The sequence below is a fragment of the Micromonospora sp. CNZ322 genome (assembly GCF_007827755.1).
The window spans coordinates 12,646-35,721 of sequence record NZ_VITD01000018.1 but is presented as its reverse complement, the minus strand read 5'-3'; the positions used below and the strand labels follow the sequence as shown (position 1 = coordinate 35,721).

Genomic DNA, 23,076 nt, shown 5'->3' with positions numbered 1-23,076 from the left:
ACGAAGACAGTACCGGGCCGGGCCCACGACGCCGGAATCGCGCCGCGGGCCCGCCACCGGTGATCGGTTCCGGTCAGCCACGCCCGGGGCGACGGCCCCGGTACCAACGGCCGCCGCCACCGCCACCGCCGCCGCGCGGGCCGCTACCCACGCCGGCCAGGTACAGCGAGAGCAGGAGCAGACCGATGAGCACGAGGGTGTTCCAGTTGAACAGGTCGGGTGCGCCGAAGTTGGTGTTGAGCAAATCGATGAGCAGGGCGAAGCCGAAGACAATCGCGGCCAGGATGGCGAGCATGTCGGTCCTCCGGTGGGGGTTCCCAGTAGGTCGGCGCGTGATGTACCCAATCGGTCGACTCGCCAATCTCCACCGTGGAGACGGCCACGTCGCGAGGTCCCGGCGGAGGCAATCCACCCCCGGCTCCTAGGCTGGACCGCATGATCATCGACGACCGGGTGCTCCAGGACCGGAGCGCCATCCTGGCCGCCGTCGGCCACCACCCGTTCGCCCGGCACGCGCTCGGGCGGGCCGTGCCGGCGCGCGCGTACCAGCGTGATGGCGCCGTGCTGTGGTTGGTGCCGCCGGAGTACGGGCCGGCTGGCTGCGCGATCGGCCCGGCCGAACCGGCGCTGGAGATCTGTGTCGCGCTCGCCGCCGACGGAATGCTCCAGCCCGGACAGCGGCTGCACCTGCCTCGACACGATCGCGGTCGGCTGGTCGACCGGCTGGCGGTGGCCGAGCACAGCGACTGGGACTTCCACTGGACCGACACGGTGCCGCCGGCGCAGTCGGACGAGCAGCCGGTGGTACGCCTCACCGACGCCGACCAGCCGGCGCTGGCGGCGCTTGTCGAGGAGTCGTTCCCCAGCAGTACCTCCCGACCGGGCGACCCACGGGTGGTCGACTGGTACGGCATCCGGGCCGGCGACCGGTTGGTGGCGTGCGGCGCGGACCGCAGCCACTGTGACATCGGTTTCCTCGCCGGCCTGACCGTCGCCCCCGACCAACGAGGTCGAGGGCTGGGCGCGTCTCTGACCGCGGGGATGACCCGGGCGCTCCTGGCACGCCACGACATGGTTGGGCTCGGCGTCTACACGCACAATGTCGCCGCGGGGCGGCTCTACCGTCGGCTCGGCTACACCAACACCCTCCCGCTCAGCTCGATCCGCCTCGCCTGAACGGCAGTAAGGGGCCCCTTGTGGACAAGGGGCCCCTTCTCAACGGTCGGCGGCGGGAACCGGAACAGCTGTCGGCTCCGCAGCCGGGGCGGCCCGACGCCCGGCCAGCCAGGCGGGCAGGTAGAGCGGGGCGGCGACGGCCAACACCACCGCACCGACCACCATCGCGGTGCTGACGCTGGTGGCGGCGGCGAGCGCGGTGAGGACCACCCCGCCGAGCGCGCCGGCCGGCTGCGCCATCATCGAGTTCAGCGAGAGCACGCTGGTCCGGTACGGGCCGTCGACCTGCCGGTGCAGCAGCCCACTGTGCAACGGGTTGGACGCGCCGTGCACGGCGTAGCAGGCCAGGTAGGCCACCAGCACGCCGACCGGCCCGGCGAACAGCCCCATCCCGACCACCGTCACGCCCTGAAGGATGCGCAGCAGGGCCGCACCCGGCGCGGCGCCGAACCAGCGCAGCAGCAGTGGGGTCAGTGCCGCGCCGGCGGCCGAGGCGAGCCAGGCGGCCGAGTTCGCCGGCCCGAGCAGCACCGCGGCGCGTTCCGGGTCGCCGATCACCTCGGCGAGCCGTACCGGCAGCAGCGACTCGAAGGTGACCATGCCGAAGCCCCAGAACAGCTCGACGGCCACCAACGCCAGCAGCACCCGGGAACGTCGCAGCAGGCCGACGGCCTGGCCGATCATCCGGGGCGCCTGGACCACCGAGGCCCGCAGCGCCGCGAACCCCGTGGCCGGACGCTCTTCGACCAGCAGCACGACCAGCGCGACGAGCGCCGCCGCCTGCGCGACGATGGCGGCCAACACGGGAACCGTCAGCGCGCTGACCGGCCCGATCGGGCCGAGCGCGATGAGTCCACCGCTGAGCAGCGCACCACCGCCGATGGCCCCACCGACGACGGTGCCGGCGTAGCCGAGGCCACGCTCGTACTCGGCCTCCGGGTCGGCGGCCAGGGTGGCGTCGACGTACCAGGACTCCAACGGGCCGCTGTCCAACGCCCGGTAGATGCCCTGCAGAGCCCAGACCACGAAGAACAGCACGAACGAATCGGCCACCGCGAACAGCGCCAGCGAGGCGAGATTCAGCACTCCGGCGGCGAGCAGCACCGGTCGACGACCGAGGGCGTCGGCGAGCCCGCCGGTGGGCAACTCCAGCGCCAGCACCAGCAGCCCCTGCGCCGTGGAGACCAGGCCGATCTGCGGCAGCGACAGGCCGCGCTCCTGCATCAGCAGGATCATCACCGGGATCATCAGACCCGTGGGCAGCCAGCGCAGGCCGTAGAGCGTGAGGTAACGACGCCGGACCTGGCGTACGGTCAGCGCGCTCACTGGAGGCCCTCGCGCAACGGGTAGGCGGCCAGGAACACCTGCACCGGGCGGGCCTCCGGATCGGTGGCGGCATCTGACTCGGCCTCGCGGTGATACCGCTCCAGCACCTGCCACACCTCCGACTTCAGCTCCTCCAGCCGGGCCGGCGGGATGGTCATGAAGATGTCGCCCATGCCGAACCCGTCCCGCCAGGCGGCCGACCACTCGTGCTGGGTGGCGAACCAGCGCTCGGCGGTCTCGGCGAGAAGACGCACCTGGTCGCCCTGGATCCACTCGATGGCGGCCCTGGCGTCGGGGTCGTCGTCGAAGTCGGACGGCTCCCAACTGGTGACGTCGTGGGCGGCCTGCCACCAGCGCTGCCGCCCGCTGCCCCGGTCGGGATCCTCGATGACCAGCCCGACCTCGGCGAGCTGTCGCAGGTGGTAGCTGGTCGCGCCGGTGTTGGTGCCGAGCAGCTCCGCGAGGGTGGTCGCGGTAGCGGGACCCTTCACCCGTAGCGCTCCGACCAGCCGCATTCGCAGCGGGTGTGCCAGCACCCGGACCTGCTGTTTGTCGATCCGCACCTCACGCGGCGCCGGCCGCGAGACGCCTTCGTCGTTCTCCATGACTGCACACTATCTCTGCACACTTCCTATGCACAAGAATTATGCATAGGAAGTGTGCATGTGCCGCTCAGCTGGCGAGGAGTTCGCGTACCCCGCGCAGTCGGGTGTGCAGCAGGGCGGCGGCGCGCGCGGAGTCGAGGCGGACGTCCAGAGGACGGATCAGCCCGGTGGCCGCGCTGGTGGTGGTCCTCAACCCGGCCCCGTCCAGGCCGTACCGCTCGGCGACCAGCAGGCCCAGCTCAGCCCGGCTGACCGCGTCCGGGCCCGCCACGTTGAGCAGACCGGAGTACGTCGAGGCGGCCAACTCCAGCACGGCGTCGGCCAGGTCAGTCACGTCGATCGGGCAGCGCAGTTCGTCGCTGAACAGGGTGGCCCGGCCGGCGAGCGCGTCCCGGCAGAGCTGAATCTGCTTACTCCCCTCCCCCACGATCAGGGAGGTTCGCACCAGCGCCGCGCCCGGGTCGATCGCTCGTACGGCGGTCTCGGCCGCCGCCTTCGCGGCACCGTACGCGTGCACCGGCGTGGGTGGTTCGTCGTCGGCGTACGGCACGGGTCGTCCGGCGTGCAGCGCGTCGCTGGACACGTGCACCAGCCGGGCACCCACCTCGGCGGCGGCGAGCGCCACGTGCGCTGCCCCGTCGGCGGTGACCGCCCAGTCCCCGTACCGATAGGGGGTCCCGACCACGACGTCCGGCCGCACCTCGGCGACCAGCGCACGCACGGCGGACCGGTCGGTCACGTCCAGCCGCCGTGCCGCGACTCCCGGCACGTCGATCTCACCGGAGTGAAACGTCCCGACCACCGACCACCCGGCGCTGACGCCCCGCCGACAGACCGACCGTCCGAGTAACCCACTACCCCCGACAACAAGCACCCGCATCCCAGCCCACTCCCCCACTGACGATCAAGAGGTTTGCGTCATCTCGCGGGGCGATGATGACGCAAACCTCTTGATCAACCAAGCAATGAGCGGGGGGGGTCAGACCGGGTCTGCTACCGGGGCTGCGGGGCCGGCGGTGCCGGTGTGGGCCGTTGCGGCGGGCTTGGGCTTGGCGTCGATGCCGGCCTCGGTGCGCTGCTGGGCGGTGATCGGGGTGGGTGCACTGGTCAGCGGGTCGAAGCCACCCCGGGTCTTCGGGAAGGCGATGACCTCACGGATGGAGTCGGCACCGGCGAGCAGCATGCAGACCCGGTCCCAACCGAAGGCGATACCGCCGTGCGGCGGGGCGCCGTACTTGAACGCCTCCAGCAGGAAGCCGAACTTGTCCTGCGCCTCCTCGGGAGTGATGCCGAGCAGGTCGAAGACCCGCTTCTGCACGTCACCCCGGTGGATACGGATCGACCCGCCGCCGATCTCGTTGCCGTTGCAGACGATGTCGTACGCGTACGCCAGGGCCCGGTCCGGAGCCTCCTCGAACCGGTCGACCCACTCGGCGTTCGGCGAGGTGAACGGGTGGTGCACGGCCGTCCAACCGCCCTCGTCCGTGCGCTCGAACATCGGCGCGTCGACCACCCAGCAGAACGCCCAGGCGCTCTCGTCGATCAGGCCGGACCGCTTGGCGATCTCGACGCGGGCCGCCCCGAGCAGCTCCTGCGCCTCCCGGGTGGTGGCGCTCGCGGCGAAAAAGACCGCGTCACCCGGCTTGGCGCCGACCGCGTCGGCGAGCCCGCCCAGGTGCTCGGCGGAGAGGTTCTTCGCCACCGGGCCGCGCGCCTCGCCGGTCTCGGCGTCCAGCACCACGTACGCCAGGCCGCGCGCGCCACGCGCCTTCGCCCAGTCCTGCCAGCCGTCCAGCTCCTTGCGGCTCTGCGCCGCGCCTCCCGGCATCACGACCGCGCCGACGTAGCCGCCCGCGTCGATCGCCCCGGCGAAGACCCGGAACTCGGTGCCGCGCAGGTACTCGGTCAGCTCGGTCAGCTCGACGCCGTAGCGCAGGTCCGGCTTGTCCGAGCCGTACCGGGCCATCGCGTCGTGCCAGGTGATCCGCGGGATCGGTCGGGTGATCTCGTGCCCGGCCAGGTCCTTCCACAGCGTCGAGACGATCGCCTCGCCGAGGTCGATCACGTCGTCCTCGGTGACGAACGACATCTCGATGTCGAGCTGGGTGAACTCCGGCTGCCGGTCGGCGCGGAAGTCCTCGTCGCGGTAGCAGCGGGCGATCTGGTAGTACCGCTCCATGCCACCGACCATCAGCAGCTGCTTGAACAGCTGCGGCGACTGCGGCAGCGCGTACCAGCTGCCGGGCTGGAGCCGCACCGGCACCAGGAAGTCGCGGGCGCCCTCCGGCGTCGAGCGGGTCAGCGTCGGCGTCTCGATCTCCAGGAAGTCCCGCTCGTGCAGCACACCCCGGGCGAGCTGGCTGGCGCGCGAGCGCAGCCGCAGCGCGTTCGCCGGGCCGCTGCGGCGCAGGTCCAGGTAGCGGTACCGGAGTCGAATGTCGTCGCCGGCCTCGATCTGGTCGTCCACCGGCAGCGGCAGCGGCGCCGCCTCGGAGAGCACCTCCAGCTCGACGACGGTCACCTCGACCTCGCCGGTGGGCAGCTCCGGGTTCTCGTTGCCGGCCGGGCGGCGGGTCACCTCGCCGACGACCTTCACGCAGAACTCGTTGCGCAGCGCGTGCGCATCTTCCTCGCGGAACACCACCTGGACAACACCGGAACCATCGCGCAGGTCGACGAAGATGACCCCGCCGTGGTCGCGGCGGCGGGCCACCCAGCCGGCGAGCGTCACCGTCGAGCCGGCGTCCGCGGCGCGCAGGCTTCCGGCATTGTGGGTACGGATCACGGCTGGCAACTCCTCATCGTGGAACAGTCCTCACCCGCATTCTGTCAGGGGTGGCAGCCCCGCCTCCGGGCACCCGGCAGGCCGGCACGATTCGCTGGTGGGGTGGACCGGCGAACCCGACTCCCCCGGCAGCCGCACCGGTTAACGTGGCGAAATGCGGCCCGTACCGAACTGGGCCGTCGCCACGGCGGCGGCGGCGCCCGTGCTGCTGGTGGCCGGTTGGACGGTGGCGCAGGCCCGACAGCCCGTCGGGTACGACCCGGTCCGGGACACCATCAGCGAGCTGGCCGGACAGGACGCCACCGACGCCTGGATCATGGTGGTGGCCCTGGTGCTGCTCGGCTGCTGTTACCTGTCGGTCGCCGCCGTCCTACACGCGGCCGGGCTGCCCAGCCGCTTCCTGCTCGCGATCGGTGGTGTGGCCACCATCGCGCTGGTCGCCTTTCCCCGGCCGCCGGTCGGCGGTTCGCTCAGCCACGGCGTCGCGGCGACGGTGGCCGTCCTCGCCCTGGTGCTCTGGCCGGCCGGCTCGGCACTGCGGCTGCCGCGCGGTCACGACACTGAGCACCCCACTCGACCGGAGCCGCCCTGGGCGTTCCGCCGGGCGGTGGGCCTGAGCACCACGCTCGTGCTGCTCGCGCTCTTCGGCTGGTGCGCGTTCGAGGTGACCAGTGGGTCCCGCACCGGGCTGGCCGAGCGGGTGACGGCGGTGGCGGTCTCCCTCTGGCCGCTGTTGGCGGTCCTCTCCGCCCGGCGGGCGCACCTCGCCTGGTCGACCGGCGGCACCGTACGCGTCGGCCCGGACCTGCCGACGATCGGCGTCGTACCCCCGGATCCCCTCGGACCACCGAGCGGGCCCACCCCCGGGCGACCCGACCGGCTGCCGTGAGTCGCCCGGCGACGGCGGGTCCGGTGGCCATCAACGCGACGCGGGCCGCCGGAAGGTTCCGGCGGCCCGCGAGCGGTGCGTGGATCAGAAGACGCTGACGCCGTAGCGGCTGAGCGCCTCGGTGACCGGCTGGAAGTAGGTCGTGCCACCGGTGCGGCAGTTGCCGCTACCACCGGAGGTCAGACCCAGGGCGGTGCCGCCGGCGAACAGCGAGCCGCCGCTGTCGCCCGGCTCGGCGCAGACGTTGGTGCGGATCAGACCGGAGACCGAGCCCTCGGCGTAGTTCACAGTGGCGTTGGTCGCGTTCACCGAGCCGCTGCGCAGGCCGGTGGTGCTGCCGGAGCGCTGCACCGACTGGCCGACGGAGGCGTTGCCGGCACCGGTGATGTCCCGGAAGCTGCCGTTGTAGAGGGAGACGTTGCCGGCGGCGTTGGCCGAGTTGTTGTGCCGCACGATGCCGTAGTCGTTGCCCGGGAAGCTGGTGCCGGTACGGGTGCCGAGCAGCGAGGTCTGGGCGGAGTTCGAGTACCAGCTGGCCGAGATGTTCGTGCAGTGCCCGGCCGTCACGAAGGAGTAGGTGCTGCCGCTGCGCACGTTGAAGCCGAGCGAGCAGCGCCCGCCCCCGCCGGCGTAGATGGCCTGACCGCCGGAGATCCGGGTGCTCAGCACGCCCGCCTCGGCCTCGACCCGGACCGCGCCGTTGGCCCGCGCGGCGGCGGCCTTGACCCGCTCCAGCTTGGCCCCGGTGACGGTGCTGTCGACGGAGACGACAACCTGGTTGGTGACCGGGTCACTCCACCAGGCGGTGCCCGGGATCTTGGCGGAGCGCTCCAGCTCGGCGGTGGCCCGGTTGAGCTCGGCGGCACCGCGGGTGACGTAGCGGACGACGGCGCCGGCCTTGCTCGCCTTGCTGGCGGCGGCCGCGTCGGTCACCGTGACGACGGATTTGCCGCTGGCGTCGATGTACGAGCCGGCGGAGCGGTCGCCGAGTTCCGCGGAGATCGCGGCGGCGGCGTCGGGCGACGCGGCAGGAGCGGCCTGGGCGGGCGCGCCGATGAGCGAGCCGACGACCAGGGTTCCGGAAACGGCGACTGTGGCCGCAACGCGGAATGAGGACCTCGTGGGTCGCATGTAACAAACCTCCTGGGCGGGGGAGCGGGTCTGCCGGGGGCGGCTGACCCGAGGGCAACGCGGCCGATCTGGGGAAACCGGCCGGCTGAGACTGAAGTATTCACATACTTAAGATCATTAACAAGGCTTGAATTCGCCCGGATTCACCGATCTCGGTTGGCCACATCGCCGCAACACCCCTGACACGCTGGTGAACAGCCACCGTCACACCAACCGACATCCGGTCCACATTCGGCGCGCACGATCATCGATGCCTTCCGGCGCCGGGCGTCGGGCGGGCGACGGGGCGTCAGGGCGCGGCGGGCAACGGACGTCCGGGGGTGCGGCAGGCTCGGGTCAGGGGGTACGGCGACGGGCGCCGGGGCCCGGGCTGGGCACCACGTCGCGGGGCCGACCCACGTCGTGCCCGTCGGCGCAGCGCAGTTCGGCGCGTACCTCGGCGCCACAGTCGCGGTGCGTGACACTGAGCGGTGGGCCCTCCGCGTCGGCGAGGTACCGGTCGCCCCAACCGAGGACGGCGACCAGCACCGGCCACAGATCCAGACCCTTCTCCGTGAGCCGGTACTCGTGGCGCAGCCGACTGCCGGGCTCCCGGTACGGCTCGCGACTCAGCACGCCCTGTTCCACCAGGCTGGCGAGCCGGTTGGTCAGCACCTGACGCGGAATACCGGTGCGTACCCGCATGTCGTCGAAGCGGCGTACGCCGGTGAACACCTCGCGGAGCACCACCAGGGTCCACCGCTCACCGAGGACCTCCATCGCGCGGGCGATGGTGCAGTTCTCCACTGACCAGTCCAGAGCCGCGGGTCGCATCCGATCAGGCTAGATCTCGTTGACAGACTCAGCAACCTGCTGCCAGGCTGCGTCCATGACGCAGACGCAGGAACCAGTGCGCAGCCGCACCTTCACCTGGGCGGACCCGTCGGTCAACGCCGCCCAGGTCGGCCGACGCAGCGGCCTGGACATGCTCCGGGCGATGATCGCCGGCGAGCTGGCCGCGCCGCCGGTGATGCACCTTCTCGACATGACCCGGATGGAAGCCGACGAGGGCCGGGTCGTCGTCGAGCTGACTCCACAGGAGTTCCATTACAACCCGCTCGGCAGCGTCCACGGTGGCGTGCTCTCGACCCTGCTGGACACGGCCGCGGGGTGCGCCGTGCACACCACCCTGCCCGCCGGCGTCGGCTACACCTCGCTGGATCTCAACGTGAAGTTCCTCCGCCCGGTCACCGTCGACAGCGGCACCCTGCGCTGCGCGGGGACGGTGCTGCAACGCGGCCGCCGCACGGCCCTGGCCGAGGCCCGCATCACCGACGCCACCGACCGCCTGATAGCCCACGCCACCAGCACCTGCCTGATCCTCCCCCTCCCCTAACCCCGACCCCCTCCCATTCCTTTGGGTCGATCATGAAGTTATCGCCCCGACACGCCGTCACGAGTGGCAATAACTTCATGATCAACAAGGGCTGGGGGGGTGGGTGAGGTGGAAGGGGGTGGGTCAGCGGAGGGCTAGGCGGGCGGCTCGGGCGTCGCGCTTCTCCTCGAAGCGGCTCGCGGCGCGGTCCAGGTTCTCCAGCTGGGCGGCGAGCTGCTCGCGGGCGGCCTCGCCGTCGGCGTTGAGGCCGGTCACGTTGAAAACGTCCCACTGACGCAGGACCGGCTGCAGCACCTCGTCGCGGTGCTGGCGCAGGTCGTAGATGCCGGCCAGGGCGATCGCCACCGACTTGCGGGCGAACCCGTCGATGCCGCTGCCCGGCATCTGGAAGTCGGCCACCACGTCGGCGACGGCCCGCATGGCCTGGCTCGGAGCCAGCTCGAACGCGGCCGCGAGCAGGTTGCGGTAGAAGACCATGTGCAGGTTCTCGTCGGCGGCCACCCGGGCCAGCAGCGCCTCGCAGGTGGGGTCGCCGGTGGCCTTGCCGGTGTTGCGGTGCGAGATCCGGGTGGCCAGCTCCTGGAACGAGACGTACGCCAGCGAGTGCAGCACCTCGTCGCCGTGGGCGTTGGTGTAGCCCTCCGACATGTGCGTCATCCGGGCCCGCTCCAACGCCACCGGGTCGACCGCCCGGCTGACGGTCAGGTAGTCGCGGATCGCGACGCCGTGCCGCCCCTCCTCGGCGGTCCACCGGTGCACCCAGGTGCCCCACGCGCCGTCGCGACCGAACAGGGTGGCGATCTCGTGGTGGTACGAGGGCAGGTTGTCCTCGGTCAGCAGGTTCACGATCAGCGCCGTGCGGGCCACGTCCGGGATGGTGGAGTCGGTCGGTGACCACGCCTCGCCGCCGAGCGGCCCGTCGAAGGTCCGCCCTTCGCTCCACGGCACGTACTCGTGCGGGAACCACTCCTTGGCGAGCGAGAGGTGGCGGTCCAGGTTGCGTGCGACAACCGGCTCCAACTCGACGAGCAGCGCGGTCTGGCTCACTGTGGTGCTGACGGTCACGAGAAACTCCCTACGGTGGCGTAACTTACGCTACCGTAGGTCCCCGCGGCCGTCAGCGCCAGTGGGGACACTCAACCGACAGTGGGCTTGACGTCCGCCAGGGGTGGCATCCACTCCCCCGCACCGGCCGTGACCTGCTCACCGGAGCGGATGTCCTTCACCTCGTCCGGCGCTCCCTCGGCGCCGGGGAACCAGACGTACGGGATGCCCCGCCGCTCGGCGTAGCGGATCTGCTTGCCGAACTTCGCCGCGCTCGGCGACACCTCGGTCGGCACCCCGCGCCGCCGCAGCGCCTCGGCCACCCGGTTGCTGGCCGTACGGTGCTCCTCGCTGGTCACCGCGACGAGCACGGCGGTCGGCACCTCCCGCGAGACCGACAGCTCCCCCGCGCCGAAGAGCAGACCGAGCAGCCGGGTCACCCCGATCGAGATCCCCACCCCCGGGTACGAGACGGTGCCGGCGCTGGCCAGGTTGTCGTACCGGCCGCCGGAGCAGATCGAACCGAAGCGCTCGTAGCCGCGCAGCTGGGTCTCGTAGACGGTGCCCGTGTAGTAATCCAGTCCACGGGCGATGCGCAGGTCCGCCACGCAGAGGCCGGGCGAGTGCTCAGCGGCCGTGTCCACCACGCGGACCAGCTCCTCGATGCCCTCGTCAAGCAGCGGGTCACTCACCCCGAGCGCCCGGACGGCGTCGGCGAACGAGGCGTCCGGGGCGGAGATCTCGGCCAACGCCAGGCACGCCTTGGCCTGCGCCTCGCTCGCCCCGGCGGTCTGGGCCAGCAGCTCGGCCACCTTCGCCGGGCCGATCTTGTCGAGCTTGTCCACGGCGCGCAGCGTCGCCTCCGGGTCGGTCAGCCCGATGCCCCGGTAGAAACCCTCGCAGATCTTGCGGTTGTTGACCTGGATCGTCACCGGTGGGATCGGCAACGAGCGCAGCGCGTCCCCGATGACCAGCGGCATCTCCGCCTCGTGGTGCGCGGCGAGGGTGTCCCGGTCGACGATGTCGATGTCGGCCTGGACGAACTCCCGGTAGCGGCCCTCCTGCGGCCGCTCGCCCCGCCACACCTTCTGGATCTGGTAGCGGCGGAACGGGAAGCTGAGCTTGCCGGCGTTCTCCAGCACGTACCGGGCGAACGGCACGGTCAGGTCGAAGTGCAGGCCGAGCTGGTCGTCACCACCGGCACCCTCGGCGTCGGCGTGCAGCCGCCGGATCACGTAGACCTCCTTCGAGGTCTCGCCCTTGCGCAGCAGCTGGTCCAGTGGCTCCACGGCGCGGGTCTCCAGCGGCGCGAAGCCGTACAGCTCGAAGGTGGCCCGGATCTTGTCGAGCACGAACTGCTCGATCATCCGCTGGCCGGGGGTCCACTCCGGGAAGCCGGAGATGGGCGTGGGCTTGCTCATCGGCGTACTCCTTGCGGTTCCGCGCCGGTGGCGCGGTGGTGTCGTGGGTCCGCGCGCGGCGCGGACAGAAGATCTAGAGGCCCCGGGTGGGAGCGGCCGGCGACGTGCCAGCCACCTCGATGAGGTACGGGTTGCTGGCGCGCTCGCGGCCGATGGTGGTGCTGGGGCCGTGACCGGGCAGCACGACTGTGTCGTCGGCCAGCGGAAGAATCTTGTCGCGCAGGCTGGTGAGCATGGCTGGCATGCTCCCGCCCGGCAGGTCGGTGCGGCCGATCGACCCGGCGAAGAGGACGTCACCGGAGAGGCACAGCTCGTCAGCCTCCCAGCTCGACCCGGCGCCCGGCAGCCGGAACAGCACCGACCCGCCGGTATGGCCCGGGGCATGGTCGACGGCGATCTCCAGGCCGGCGAGCGTGAGCGTGGCGCCGTCGGTCAACTCCGCCACGTCGTCCGGCTCGGTGTAGCTCAGCCGGCCGCCGAAGAGCGACGTCAGGTCGGTCGAGAGGCCCTTGGACGGGTCGGCCAGCATCTCCCGGTCACCGGGGTGCACGTACGCGGTGATGCCGCGCGCGCCGCAGACCGGCGCGACCGAGAAGGTGTGGTCGAGGTGCCCGTGGGTGAGCAGCACGGCGGCCGGATGCAGGCGGTGCTCGGCGAGCAGCGCGTCGAGCTGGTCGAGCACCCCGATGCCAGGGTCGACCACCACGCACTGCTCCCCCGGCGCGGTGGCAACCACGTAGCAGTTGGTGCCGAAGGCGTCCGCGGGAAAGCCGGCCACGAGCACGGGCACTGTCCTTTCCGTCGAGCAGCTGTCGTCCTGCACAGCAGCCTATCGGGCGGGCCGAGCGAGTTTGCCGCGTCCGTCCCAGGCGCCCCGTAGGGCACAGTGACAACCTCCGATAAGCGCTGCTCGGCACGGGGTGGACCTCGTACACCACATTCCCAGTCACTAGCCGTACACTCTGGCGGGCGTGTGGCGCGGCACACGTGACGCCCGGACGGGCCGGGGCGACCGGCCGCCGGCGACGACCAGGTAGAGGAAAGGGGAGCACGGGTGGCTTCCAGCAGGGACCGGCAGCGCAAACTGGCGCGGGCCAAGCTCGACCGGCAGTTGGCTCGCCGGGCCGCCTCGACGCGGCGCCGACGGCAGATCCAGGCCGGAGTTGGCGCCGCTCTGATCCTCGTGTTGGTAGTGGCCGGCTCAGCCTGGGCGCTCGGGGCGTTCGACTCCGACCCGAAGCAGAACACGGCCGCGGAGGAGACCTGCCTCTGGACGCCGCAGGACGCGACGGCCAACACCAACCTCAAGGACGTCGGCACGCCGGCCACCAAGGATCTGCCCACCGACGGCACCCGGGCGATGACCGTGACCACCAACCAGGGCGCGCCGATCACCGCGGAACTGAACCTGACCAACTCCCCGTGCGCGGCCGCGAGCATCGCCCACCTGGCGAGCCGGTCGTTCTACGACAACACCAAGTGCCACGAGATCACCGCCGAGGGCGCGCTGCGCTGCGGCGATCCCAGCGGCACGGGCCTTGGTGGGCCGGCCTACTCGTTCTACGACGAGGAGCTGCCGACCGTGCCGTCGGCGTCACCGTCGGCCAGTCCGGCCCCCGGCCAGCCGCCGACGTACCCGAAGGGCACGGTGACCATGGTCTCCAACCCGCCGGGCAGCAACGGCAGCCAGTTCCTGATCTTCTTCAAGGACTTCACCACCGCCGACCCGAAGTACCCGGTCATCGGCCGGGTGACCGGCGGGCTGGACGTGGTGGAGAAGATCGGCGCCCTCCCGACCGTGGACAATGGGACCGGGGCGAAGGTCAAGCCCAGCACCGATGTGACGATCCAGAGCCTCACGGTCGGTGAGCCGGTCACCGGTGCGGCACCGGCTCCCTCGGCCTCCGGCACCCCGGCCAGCAGCCCGAGCGCCGGCTGACCGGGCGCCACCATCCACCCAAGCGGCACCCAGCAGCAGACAGCCAGGAGGATCCAGGCGTGACGTCCACCAGAGAGCGGCAGCGCGCGGCGGCACGCGCCCGGCTCGAGAAGGAGATGGCCGAGCGCGCGGCCAAGGCCCGCAAGCGCCGGCAGACGACGGCGATCGTCAGCGCGGCTGCCGCGCTGGTGCTCGTGGTCGCCGGCACCGTCTGGCTGGCGGTGAGCCTCGGCGGCGACGACGACAACAAGAGCGACACCGCCGCGCCGGCGGCGGGCGCGGCCGAGTGCGCGTACACCGCGCTGCCCACCGAGCAGCGCCCCCCGCAGATCAAGGACGTGGGGGTGCCGAGCAACGAGCAGTCCGCCAAGGGCGTCCAGACCATGACGCTCGACACCAACCTCGGCCCGATCACCGCCAAGGTCGACCGGTCGCTGGTGCCGTGCACGGCGGGCAGCTTCACCTACCTCGCGGAGAAGAACTTCTTCGACAACACCAAGTGCCACCGGATGGTGACCGAGGGCATCAAGGTGTTGCAGTGCGGTGACCCCAGCGCCACCGGCAACGGCTGGCGCCCCACCGACGGCCAGGGCGGCCCGAGTTACCGCCTGCCCGAGGAGAACCTGCCCACCGACAAGCGCCCGCCGTACCCGGAGGGTGTCATCGCGATGGCCAACTCCGGCCAGCCGGGCAGCACCGGCAGCCAGTTCTTCATCGTCTACGGCGACTCGCCGCTGGACGCGACGTACACGGTGCTCGGCACCGTCACCGGCGGTCTGGACATCGTCAAGGACGTGGCCAAGGCCGGCGACGACGCTGCCTTCGCCCCGCAGCCCGGTGGTGGGCACCCGAAGAAGGAGCTCATCATCAAGGACCTCACGATGAGCAACCCGCAGGGCTGACCCCCCGCGCGCACGACGAAGCGCCCGCCGGCTGAGCCGGCGGGCGCTGTCGCGTTCTCGGGGTACGCGTCGAGCCGCGGAACCGAGCCGGTGGGCGTCAGGCCCCGGAGGTGACCCGGTAGGCGTCGAAGACGCCATCGACCTTGCGGACCGTGGCCAGCAGGTGGCCCAGGTGCTTCGGGTCGGCCATCTCGAAGCTGAACCGGCTCACCGCCACCCGGTCGCGGGTGGTGGTGACGGTGGCGGAGAGGATGTTGACCCGCTCGTCGGAGAGCACCCGGGTGACGTCGGCCAGCAGCTTGTGCCGGTCCAGGGCCTCGACCTGTATGGCGACCAGGAACGTCGACGCGGAGGTGAGCTTCCAACTCACCTCGACGACCCGCTCGCTCTGCGCGCGCAGGTCCTCGGCGTTGGCGCAGTCGTCGCGGTGCACGCTCACCCCGCCGGAGCGGGTGACGAAGCCGAACACCGAGTCCGGTGGGACCGGTGTGCAGCAGCGGGCCAGCTTGATCCAGACGTCGCTGACGCCCCGGACCACCACGCCCGGGTCGCTGCTGCTCTGCCGGCTGCGCGGCGGCCGGGTGGCGACGGCGGTCTCGGCGATGTCCTCCGCCGCGCCCTCCTCGCCGCCGTACGCGGCCATCAGCTTCTGCACCACCGACTGCGCGGAGACCTGGCTGTCGCCGACCGCCGCGTAGAGGGAGGCCACATCGGCCAGGTGCAGGTCCCGGGCGATCGACATGAGCGCGTCGGAGGTGAGCATCCGCTGCAGGGGCATGCCCTGCTTGCGCATCGCCTTGACGATCGCGTCCTTGCCGGCCTCGATCGCCTCCTCGCGCCGCTCCTTGTTGAAGTACTGCCGGATCTTCGTGCGGGCGCGCGGGCTCTTGACGAAGCCCAGCCAGTCCTGCGTCGGGCCGGCCGTCTCGGACTTCGACGTGAAGATCTCGATCACGTCGCCGTTGGACAGCGTCGACTCCAACGGCACCAGCTTGCCGTTGACCCGCGCCCCGATGCACTTGTGCCCCACCTCGGTGTGCACCGCGTACGCGAAGTCCACAGGTGTCGACCCGGTCGGCAGCGGGATGACGTCACCCTTCGGGGTGAAGACGTACACCTCCTGGCTGGACAGGTCGAAACGCAGCGCGTCCAGGAACTCGCTCGGGTCGGCCGCCTCACGCTGCCAGTCGAGCAACTGCCGCAGCCAGGTCATCTCGTCGATGTGCGCCGGCGGGCCGACGATCTGCGTGCCCTTGTGCTCCTTGTACTTCCAGTGCGCGGCGATGCCGAACTCCGCGGTGCGGTGCATCGCGTACGTGCGGATCTGCATCTCCACCGGCTTGCCGGTGGGCCCGATGACCGTCGTGTGCAACGACTGGTACATGTTGAACTTGGGCATCGCGATGTAGTCCTTGAACCGGCCCGGCACCGGCTGCCAGTTGGCGTGGATGACCCCCAGCGCCGCGTAGCAGTCGCGAACCGTGTCGACCAGGATCCGCACACCCACCAGGTCGTAGATGTCGTTGAAGTCGCGGCCCCGCACGATCATCTTCTGGTAGATCGAGTAGAGGTGCTTCGGCCGCCCGGTGGTCTCCGCCTTGATCTTGGCGGCCTTCAGGTCGGTCTGCACCTTCTGCGTCACCTGCCGCAACAGCGCCTCGCGCTGCGGCTGGTGCTCCCCGATCAGCCGGTTGATCTCCTCGTAGCGCTTCGGGAACAGCGTGCCGAAGGACAGATCCTCCAGCTCCCACTTGATCGTGTTCATACCGAGCCGGTGCGCCAGCGGCGCCAGGATCTCCAGCGTCTCCTTGGCCTTCTGCTCCTGCTTGGGGCGGGGCAGGAAGGTCAGGGTCCGCATGTTGTGCAGCCGGTCGGCCAGCTTGATCACCAGCACCCGCGGGTCCTTGGCCATGGCCACGACCATCTTGCGGATCGTCTCGGCCTTGGCCGCGTCACCCAGCTTGACCTTGTCGAGCTTGGTGACGCCGTCGACCAGCAGGGCGACCTCGCCACCGAAGTCGGCGCGCATCTGGTCGAGGGTGTACTCGGTGTCCTCGATGGTGTCGTGCAGCAGCGCGGCGACCAGCGTGGTGGTGTCCATCCCCAGGTTGCCGAGGATCGTCGCCACCGCGAGCGGGTGGGTGATGTAGGGGTCACCGGACTTGCGGTACTGCCCGGAGTGCCACCGCGCGGCCGTGTCGAAGGCGCGCTGGAGCAGCCGGGCGTCCGCCTTGGGGTGGTTGTCCCGGTGGCTGGCGATGAGCGGCTCCAGCACCTCGCTGACCTGAGAGGTCTGCCAGGGCGCGTTGAACCGGGCCAGCCGGGCCCGGACCCGCCGGCCGGTGGGCGCGTTGGACAACCCGAAGCCAGCATTGGGCGACGGGTCGATGCCGGCGTCGGTCGGGAACGGCACCACGACACCATCGGCGCCGGGAGGCGCCTCGGCGCTCGGCGGGCCGCTGGTCGGACGCACCGCGCTCTCGCCGGGAGCCCTGCCGGAGCCGTTGCCGGTGCCCGTCACCCGGGCCGGCGCGTCGCCTGTCCGGTCGGTCACCGAGCCGTCAGCGTCGCCTGTCGGGTGCACCGTGCCCTCCGCCGGAGGGACGACATCGTGGGACACCGGCCTCCTCACCGCTCGCCGGAAACACGCCGGCCGAAGATCGGCCGACCTGGTCTCGCTCGCCGGACGGGGTACCGCCGGCGTCAGCAAAGGGCAATGCTACCCGCACGGACGGTCCCCTGCCGCTCCGCCGGACGGTCGGCGCCGGGTCCATCCGACAGGTCTGGGATCAAACGGTCAGCGGAGTATGGACCGGTTCAAACAGTCAACAGGGCGTGGACGGGACGCGGCGTCAGTCGCTCACGCCCACCCAGGAAGCCGAGCTCCAGCAGCACGGTGAAGCCGGTGACGGTGCCGCCGGCCCGCTCGACCAGGTCCAGCGTCGCCTCGGCGGTGCCACCGGTGGCCAGCACGTCGTCGACCACCAGCACCCGGTGCCCGGCGGTGAAGGCGTCCTCGTGCACTTCGAGGGTGGCCTCGCCGTACTCCAACTCGTAGGACACCGAGTGCGCCGGGCGGGGCAGCTTGCCGGCCTTGCGCACCGGCACCACACCCACGCCGGTCGCGTACGCGATGGCCGCCGCGACGACGAACCCGCGCGCCTCGATGCCGACCACCACGTCGAAGGCGTCCCGCCCGTGGTACTCGACGATCCCGTCGATCACCTCACGGAAGACCTTGCCGTCGGCGAACAGTGGCATCAGGTCCTTGAACATGACGCCGGGCTTGGGGAAGTCGGGCACGTCCAGCACCCGACTGGCGACCAGTCGGGCGACCTCCGGGCCACTGTCCCCGCGCGCTGCGGTGCTGTGGGTCTCCGTCACGGCTGTTTCGCTCTCCTTCAACGACGAACGGCGTCCGGCAACAGCATGCCGGACGCCGTTCGGGTGTTTCCTGTCGGGTCAGCGCCGCTTGGCGCCACCCGGCCGGTTGCCGCCGCCACCCGGGCGACCGCCCCGGGCACCGGTGGGCCGCTTGCCCGCCGGCCGAGCGCCCACCTTGGGGGCGGCACCGGCCAGCGCGGCGGCGTCCGGGTCGACCGGCTCGTCGGTCGCGTCGGCCTGGGTCACCGGGCTCGCGGCAGCACCCTTGCCGGTGACCTCGCCGCGGCCAACCGCGCCCCGCCGGGTCAGGACGCGCTTGTTGTGCGCCTGGATCCGCGGGTCGTAGTTCTTCAACAGCGCCAGCAGCGGGGTGGCCACCAGGATGGAGGTCAGGAACGCCACCGCCATACCGACGAACAGCACCAGACCGAGGTCCTTCAGCGTGCCGGCGCCGAGCAGGCCGGCACCGATGAAGAGCAGACCGCCGACCGGCAGCAGGGCGACCACCGAGGTGTTCAACGACCGCATCAGGCTCTGGTTGATGGCCAGGTTGGACGCCTCGGCGTACGTCTGGTTGTTGTTGGCCGTGATGCCCCGGGTGTTCTCCTGGACCTTGTCGAAGACCACCACCACGTCGTAGAGCGCGAAGCCCAGAATGGTGAGGAAGCCGATGATCGTCGACGGGGTGACCTCGAAGCCGACCAGCGAGTAGATGCCGGCGGTGAGGATCAGGTTCGTGATCAGCGAGGCGACCGCGGCGACGGCCATCCGCCACTCGAAGCGCAGGATCAGGTAGACCATCACCAGCGCGATGAAGATGACCAGACCGAGCAGGGCCCGCTCGGTCACCTGGCTGCCCCAGGCCTCACTGACCTGGTTGTCGCTGATCTGGTCGACGTTGATGCCGAGGTCCTCGGCGATCTGGGCCTTGACCGCGGTCGCCTGCTCGGCGGTGAGCTGCGGCGTGCGCAGCTCGTAGGAGTCGCCCCCCGGACCGCCGACCTTCTGCGTGGTGGCCACCGTGACGCCGGTGTTCTCGGCTGCGAGGGCCGAGTTGACCTCCCGCTCGGCGTCGTCCAGGGTGCCGACGCTGGCCGGCACCTGGAACGAGTTACCGCCGGCGAACTCGATGCCCAGGCTGAACCCACGGATCGAGAAGCTGAGGATCGCGATCAGGACCAGGACCCCGGCGACGCCGAACCAGAGCTTGCGCCGGCCGACGATGTTGAGACCAGCCTCGCCGTTGTAGAGGCGGCTCGCCAGACCGTTTTCAGCCATCTCAGGCCTCCTTGGCGCGCGGGTTGCGGGGCTGAGTCGGCTGGTTGCGGGCCGGGAGTGCCCGGCCCAGACCGCTGACCCGCGGGGACAGGAACGCCCGGGTCCGGGCGAACATCGTCATGATCGGGTGCCGGAAGAGGAACACCACGACCAGGTCCAGCACCGTGGCCAGGCCGAGCGCGAACGCGAAGCCCTTGACCGTGCCGACCGAGACCACGTAGAGCACCACTGCGGAGAGCAGGGTGATCGCGTTGGCCGAGATGATCGTCCGACGGGCCCGGATCCAGGCGCGGGGCACCGCGCTACGCGGGCTGCGCCCCTCCCGGATCTCGTCCTTCAGTCGTTCGAAGTAGATGACGAACGAGTCCGCCGCCACACCGAGCGAGACGATCATGCCGGCGATGCCGGCGAGGGTGAGCGTGAAGCCGATCTGCCGGCCGAGCACCACCAGCGCGCCGAAGACCAGCAGCGCGGAGAGGATGAGGCTCAGGAAGATCACCGAGCCGAGCAGCCGGTAGTAGAAGAACGCGTAGATGATGACCAGCAGCATGCCGATGCCCGCCGCGAGCAGACCGGCGCGCAGGTGGCTGGCGCCCAGCGTGGCGGTGACGTTCTGCGCCTCCTGCTGCTCGAAGGTAACCGGCAGCGCACCGTAGCGGAGCTGACCGGCGAGGGTGCTGGCGTCCTTCTGGGTGAAGGTGCCGGTGATCTGGGAGTTGCCGGTCAGCACGCCCTGGATCTCCGGGGAGGAGACGATCTTGTTGTCCAGCACGACGGCCACCCGGCACTTGCCGTCCTGGCCCAGCGCGGTCGCGTCGCAGGCCTGGCCCTCGTTGTTGAACGCCTCACGGGTCAGCGAGGTCCACTTGCCCTGGCCGTCGCCGGTGAAGTCCAGGCTGACCACCCAGGCGTTGGTCTGGTCGAGCACCGCGTCGGCGTCGGACACGTCGGTGCCCTCGACCTTGGCCTGGTCGAGCAGGTACTTCGACGCGCCGTCCTCGCAGGAGACCACCTGCTGCTTCGGGTCGGAGATCGACGCCGGGGGGCGCTGGTCGAGCTGCGCGCAGCTGATCGTCGGCACGTTGAACTGCATCTGCGCCGGCAGCACCGCTACCTCCTGCGGAGACAGCGTGCCGAACGGCTTGAGCTTCTCGGCCAGCGACGGGTCGGCGGTCAGATCGGCCGGGGCCTGCAACCCGTTGGCGGCCTGCCACGCGGCGGCACCGACCTTCTGCTCGACGACCTTGCGCTGCTGCTCGACATTGGCCGGCACCGGCTCGGCGCTGGCGCTGGGCGCGGCGGCGCTCGGCGAGGCCGTGGCGGACGCAGAGGGAGTCGGCGTGGCGCTGGGCGACGCCGGGGCCATTCCGCCCTGACCGCCGCTGGGCGACGAGGTCACCTTCGGCGAGGCGCTGCCCGTCGGGGTCGCGGCGCCGGACGGGGTCGCGCTGCCGGTCGGGGCGGCGCTACCGGACGGGGCCGGCGTGGCGGCGGGCGGCGCCTCGGCCACCCCGCTGCCGGAGGCGGCCTTGAGCACCTTGCGGAAGCGCAGCTCAGCCGCTTCGCCCACATCGTCGAGGTTCCGGTTCTCACCGGGCAGGGAGATGACGATGTTGCGGTTGCCCTCGGTGACCACCTCGGCCTCGGCCACGCCGAACGCGTTGACCCGGCTCTCGATGATCTCGCGGGCCTCCTCGAGGTTCTCCGCCGTCGGGGGCTTGCCGTCGACGCTGTTGGTCGCCTCGAGTGTCACCCGCGTGCCGCCGATGAGGTCCAGGCCGAGCTTGGGCTCGAGCCGGTCCTTCCAGCTGCCGCTGGCGCCAGCGAAGAACACCAAAAGATAGAGGACCACGAAGATGAACCCGAGCACGGCGAGCTGCCGCCCGGGGCGCATCTGTCCCTGAGGTGGTGCCACGGCTGTCCTGTCTCCCTGTACGGTCGCGCCGCTGTCGCAGCGGCGGCGGTGTCGGGCCGGGGGTCCCGCCCGACGGGGTCTGCCTTGAGCCGACGGAATGCCGACACGAGGACCGGGCACCCCGGCGCGGAACGCCGACGGTCACGGGAACGTGCCGACGCCCGGCGTCGACCCAACTATCCAGTTTTCACGTCTCGCCCGCTGCCCCGTTCGGGCGCGACGACCCGGAAGCCGGCCGACCGGCCGTACGCCGGACTCGCCGCTCCCGAGGGGACGGGTCAGTCCTTGGCGGTGTCCGCGTCCTCGGTGACCGGCTCGCTCGGCAGCTCCGCGCGAGTGACCACCCGCGCGATGGCCGGGCGGGCGTAGCGGGTCTGCACGCCCGGCGCGACCTCGATCAGGACGGTGTCGTCCTCGATGCCGGTGACCGTGCCGTAGAGCCCACCGATGGTCACGACCTCGTCGCCGGGGCCGAGGTTGGACTGCATCGCCTCCGCCTCTTTGCGGCGCTTCTGCTGGGGCCGGATCATCATGAAGTACATGACGCCAAAGAGCAGGGCGATCATCAGGATCGGCGTGAAACTGCCGGCCCCGCCACCCGGTGCTGCCAAATGCACGGTTACTGACCTTCCCATTGGCCACCTCCCCGGCACCGTGGGTGCCGGAGCGGAGGCGGATTCTCACGTCCTGTACAGACCGCGGCGAAGTCTAAACCCTGCACCTGAGAACGCCGAATGCGGCACAGATCACGTTCACATCACGGCTGATCGACATCCAAGGAGAACAAGTCGGGCACAGGTGGACTATCCGCACCAAATGTACCATTCGGCGGTGTGCGCCCCAGATGCCGCCAGGCGGCCTCGGTCGCCACCCGCCCCCTGGGCGTACGGGCCAAGAGCCCAGCCCGCACCAGGAACGGCTCGCAGACCTCCTCGACCGTGTCCGGCTGCTCCCCCACCGCCACGGCGAGGGTGGACAACCCGACCGGGCCGCCCCGGAACGAGTCGACCAACGCGGTCAACACCGCGCGGTCCAGCCGGTCCAGGCCGAGCGCGTCCACGTCGTACACGATCAGGGCCGCACGGGCGGTGTCGAGATCGACCACCCCGTCCGCCCGGACCTCGGCGTAGTCGCGGACCCGGCGCAGCAGCCGATTGGCGATCCGCGGCGTGCCCCGGGACCGACCGGCGATCTCGGTAGCGCCCTCCGGCGTGATCGGCACCCCCAGGATCCGCGCCGAACGGTGCAGCAACGTCTCCAGATCCGCAGGGGCGTAGAAGTCGAGGTGCGCGACGAAGCCGAACCGGTCCCGCATCGGCCCGGTCAACAGGCCCGAGCGGGTCGTCGCGCCAACCAGGGTGAACGGCTCGACGTCCAGCGGGATCGCCGTCGCCCCCGGCCCCTTGCCCACCACCACGTCGACCCGGAAGTCCTCCATCGCGCTGTAGAGCAGCTCCTCGGCCGGGCGCGCGATCCGATGGATCTCGTCGATGAAGAGCACGTCGCCCTCGGCGAGGCTGGTCAGGATCGCCGCCAGATCACCGGAACGCTCGATCGCCGGGCCGCTGGTCACCCGGATGCCCGCGCCCAGCTCGGCGGCGACGATGTTGGCCAGACTCGTCTTACCCAAGCCGGGTGGGCCGGAGAGCAGGATGTGATCCGGCGGCGACCCCCGCCGCATGGCGCCCTGCAACAACAGGTCGAGCTGGTCGCGTACCCGGTCCTGGGCGATGAACTCGGCCAGCCGCCTCGGCCGTACCGTGGCCTCCGCGTCCCGATCGGCGTCGCTGACGTACGCCGAGACGAGCCCCTCGGTCTCGCTCATCGTGCCCTCGTCATTCGCGACTGCGGGGCTCGCAAACCCGGCTCACTCCTCGCGCTCATCGCGCCGCCGCCCGTTGCGGCC

The 23,076-nt window shown here is 71.1% G+C and carries 21 protein-coding genes; 5 read left to right on the top strand and 16 right to left on the bottom strand.

What is annotated here, in order from left to right; all coding sequences use genetic code 11:
- Positions 1–73: 73 nt before the first annotated feature.
- Positions 74–295 (bottom strand): hypothetical protein, encoded by a 222-nt coding sequence (locus FB453_RS29880; protein ID WP_091401854.1) that lies wholly within the window; start codon positions 293–295, stop codon positions 74–76.
- A 140-nt stretch (positions 296–435) separates the two neighbouring features.
- Between FB453_RS29880 and FB453_RS29875 the strand changes: the two genes are divergently transcribed.
- Positions 436–1,176, top strand: coding sequence for a GNAT family N-acetyltransferase (locus FB453_RS29875; protein WP_145795561.1), 741 nt, complete (start codon positions 436–438; stop codon positions 1,174–1,176).
- A gap of 39 nt (positions 1,177–1,215) precedes the next feature.
- Here the strand turns inward: FB453_RS29875 and FB453_RS29870 are convergent, their stop codons facing one another.
- The 4 genes from FB453_RS29870 to aspS all read right to left on the bottom strand — a co-directional run bounded on the left by FB453_RS29870 (position 1,216) and on the right by aspS (position 5,892).
- Positions 1,216–2,502 carry an MFS transporter gene (locus FB453_RS29870; RefSeq protein WP_145795559.1) on the bottom strand — a complete coding sequence of 429 codons (1,287 nt, stop codon included), beginning with the start codon at positions 2,500–2,502 and terminating at the stop codon, positions 1,216–1,218.
- Positions 2,499–3,107 carry a winged helix-turn-helix domain-containing protein gene (locus tag FB453_RS29865; protein WP_145795557.1) on the bottom strand — a complete coding sequence of 203 codons (609 nt, stop codon included), beginning with the start codon at positions 3,105–3,107 and terminating at the stop codon, positions 2,499–2,501. Before FB453_RS29865 ends, FB453_RS29870 begins: the two co-directional genes overlap by 4 nt.
- Positions 3,108–3,174: 67 nt before the next feature.
- A complete protein-coding gene (locus FB453_RS29860; RefSeq protein WP_145795555.1) occupies positions 3,175–3,987 on the bottom strand; it encodes a sugar nucleotide-binding protein in 813 nt (270 codons plus the stop codon).
- Positions 3,988–4,086: 99 nt separating this feature from the next.
- Positions 4,087–5,892 (bottom strand): aspartate--tRNA ligase, encoded by a 1,806-nt coding sequence (gene aspS, locus FB453_RS29855; protein ID WP_091401845.1) that lies wholly within the window; start codon positions 5,890–5,892, stop codon positions 4,087–4,089.
- A gap of 154 nt (positions 5,893–6,046) precedes the next feature.
- On the opposite strand from aspS, the gene FB453_RS29850 reads away from it, so the two are divergent.
- Positions 6,047–6,781, top strand: a complete 735-nt coding sequence (locus FB453_RS29850; RefSeq protein ID WP_091401843.1) for a DUF998 domain-containing protein — start codon at positions 6,047–6,049, stop codon at positions 6,779–6,781.
- A gap of 84 nt (positions 6,782–6,865) precedes the next feature.
- Here the strand turns inward: FB453_RS29850 and FB453_RS29845 are convergent, their stop codons facing one another.
- A complete protein-coding gene (locus FB453_RS29845) occupies positions 6,866–7,912 on the bottom strand; it encodes a S1 family peptidase (protein ID WP_091401842.1) in 1,047 nt (348 codons plus the stop codon).
- Positions 7,913–8,248: 336 nt separating this feature from the next.
- On the bottom strand, positions 8,249–8,725 hold the full coding sequence (locus tag FB453_RS29840) for a winged helix-turn-helix transcriptional regulator (protein WP_112677957.1): 477 nt from the start codon (positions 8,723–8,725) through the stop codon (positions 8,249–8,251).
- Between the two features lie 55 nt (positions 8,726–8,780).
- Here FB453_RS29840 and FB453_RS29835 point away from each other — a divergent pair, with 55 nt between their 5' ends.
- On the top strand, positions 8,781–9,287 hold the full coding sequence (locus tag FB453_RS29835) for a PaaI family thioesterase (protein ID WP_145795553.1): 507 nt from the start codon (positions 8,781–8,783) through the stop codon (positions 9,285–9,287).
- Between the two features lie 123 nt (positions 9,288–9,410).
- Here the strand turns inward: FB453_RS29835 and FB453_RS29830 are convergent, their stop codons facing one another.
- The 3 genes from FB453_RS29830 to FB453_RS29820 form a co-directional block, all read right to left on the bottom strand.
- Positions 9,411–10,352, bottom strand: a complete 942-nt coding sequence (locus FB453_RS29830) for an acyl-ACP desaturase (RefSeq protein ID WP_181518646.1) — start codon at positions 10,350–10,352, stop codon at positions 9,411–9,413.
- 71 nt (positions 10,353–10,423) lie between these two features.
- Entirely contained in the window at positions 10,424–11,752 is a 1,329-nt protein-coding gene (gene hisS, locus FB453_RS29825) for a histidine--tRNA ligase (protein WP_145795551.1), read from the bottom strand.
- Between the two features lie 73 nt (positions 11,753–11,825).
- Positions 11,826–12,536, bottom strand: a complete 711-nt coding sequence (locus FB453_RS29820) for an MBL fold metallo-hydrolase (protein ID WP_091401834.1) — start codon at positions 12,534–12,536, stop codon at positions 11,826–11,828.
- 270 nt (positions 12,537–12,806) lie between these two features.
- On the opposite strand from FB453_RS29820, the gene FB453_RS29815 reads away from it, so the two are divergent.
- Entirely contained in the window at positions 12,807–13,691 is an 885-nt protein-coding gene (locus FB453_RS29815) for a peptidylprolyl isomerase (protein ID WP_145795549.1), read from the top strand.
- A 59-nt stretch (positions 13,692–13,750) separates the two neighbouring features.
- Complete coding sequence (locus FB453_RS29810; RefSeq protein ID WP_145795547.1) at positions 13,751–14,593, top strand: peptidylprolyl isomerase; 843 nt, start codon at positions 13,751–13,753, stop codon at positions 14,591–14,593.
- A 97-nt stretch (positions 14,594–14,690) separates the two neighbouring features.
- Here FB453_RS29810 and FB453_RS29805 read toward each other — a convergent pair whose 3' ends face one another.
- The 6 genes from FB453_RS29805 to ruvB all read right to left on the bottom strand — a co-directional run bounded on the left by FB453_RS29805 (position 14,691) and on the right by ruvB (position 22,995).
- Positions 14,691–17,213 carry a RelA/SpoT family protein gene (locus FB453_RS29805; protein WP_145795545.1) on the bottom strand — a complete coding sequence of 841 codons (2,523 nt, stop codon included), beginning with the start codon at positions 17,211–17,213 and terminating at the stop codon, positions 14,691–14,693.
- Positions 17,214–17,410: 197 nt separating this feature from the next.
- Positions 17,411–17,977, bottom strand: coding sequence for an adenine phosphoribosyltransferase (locus FB453_RS29800; RefSeq protein ID WP_112584551.1), 567 nt, complete (start codon positions 17,975–17,977; stop codon positions 17,411–17,413).
- A 78-nt stretch (positions 17,978–18,055) separates the two neighbouring features.
- Positions 18,056–19,255 (bottom strand): protein translocase subunit SecF, encoded by a 1,200-nt coding sequence (gene secF, locus FB453_RS29795; RefSeq protein WP_145795543.1) that lies wholly within the window; start codon positions 19,253–19,255, stop codon positions 18,056–18,058.
- Position 19,256: 1 nt separating this feature from the next.
- On the bottom strand, positions 19,257–21,170 hold the full coding sequence (gene secD / locus FB453_RS29790) for a protein translocase subunit SecD (protein ID WP_186718632.1): 1,914 nt from the start codon (positions 21,168–21,170) through the stop codon (positions 19,257–19,259).
- Positions 21,171–21,448: 278 nt separating this feature from the next.
- On the bottom strand, positions 21,449–21,805 hold the full coding sequence (gene yajC, locus FB453_RS29785) for a preprotein translocase subunit YajC (RefSeq protein ID WP_145795541.1): 357 nt from the start codon (positions 21,803–21,805) through the stop codon (positions 21,449–21,451).
- A gap of 122 nt (positions 21,806–21,927) precedes the next feature.
- Positions 21,928–22,995: a Holliday junction branch migration DNA helicase RuvB gene (gene ruvB, locus FB453_RS29780; RefSeq protein ID WP_112677965.1), complete on the bottom strand. Its 1,068-nt coding sequence runs from the start codon at positions 22,993–22,995 to the stop codon at positions 21,928–21,930.
- Between the last annotated feature and the right edge of the window lie 81 nt (positions 22,996–23,076).

Coding starts and splice junctions, on each gene's coding strand:
- FB453_RS29880 (WP_091401854.1), bottom strand. CDS start 295: ATGCTCGCCATCCTGGCCGCGATTGTCTTCGGCTTCGCCCTGCTCATC.
- FB453_RS29875 (WP_145795561.1), top strand. CDS start 436: ATGATCATCGACGACCGGGTGCTCCAGGACCGGAGCGCCATCCTGGCC.
- FB453_RS29865 (WP_145795557.1), bottom strand. CDS start 3,107: ATGGAGAACGACGAAGGCGTCTCGCGGCCGGCGCCGCGTGAGGTGCGG.
- FB453_RS29860 (WP_145795555.1), bottom strand. CDS start 3,987: ATGCGGGTGCTTGTTGTCGGGGGTAGTGGGTTACTCGGACGGTCGGTC.
- FB453_RS29850 (WP_091401843.1), top strand. CDS start 6,047: ATGCGGCCCGTACCGAACTGGGCCGTCGCCACGGCGGCGGCGGCGCCC.
- FB453_RS29845 (WP_091401842.1), bottom strand. CDS start 7,912: ATGCGACCCACGAGGTCCTCATTCCGCGTTGCGGCCACAGTCGCCGTT.
- FB453_RS29840 (WP_112677957.1), bottom strand. CDS start 8,725: ATGCGACCCGCGGCTCTGGACTGGTCAGTGGAGAACTGCACCATCGCC.
- FB453_RS29835 (WP_145795553.1), top strand. CDS start 8,781: ATGACGCAGACGCAGGAACCAGTGCGCAGCCGCACCTTCACCTGGGCG.
- hisS (WP_145795551.1), bottom strand. CDS start 11,752: ATGAGCAAGCCCACGCCCATCTCCGGCTTCCCGGAGTGGACCCCCGGC.
- secF (WP_145795543.1), bottom strand. CDS start 19,255: ATGGCTGAAAACGGTCTGGCGAGCCGCCTCTACAACGGCGAGGCTGGT.
- yajC (WP_145795541.1), bottom strand. CDS start 21,805: ATGGGAAGGTCAGTAACCGTGCATTTGGCAGCACCGGGTGGCGGGGCC.
- ruvB (WP_112677965.1), bottom strand. CDS start 22,995: ATGAGCGAGACCGAGGGGCTCGTCTCGGCGTACGTCAGCGACGCCGAT.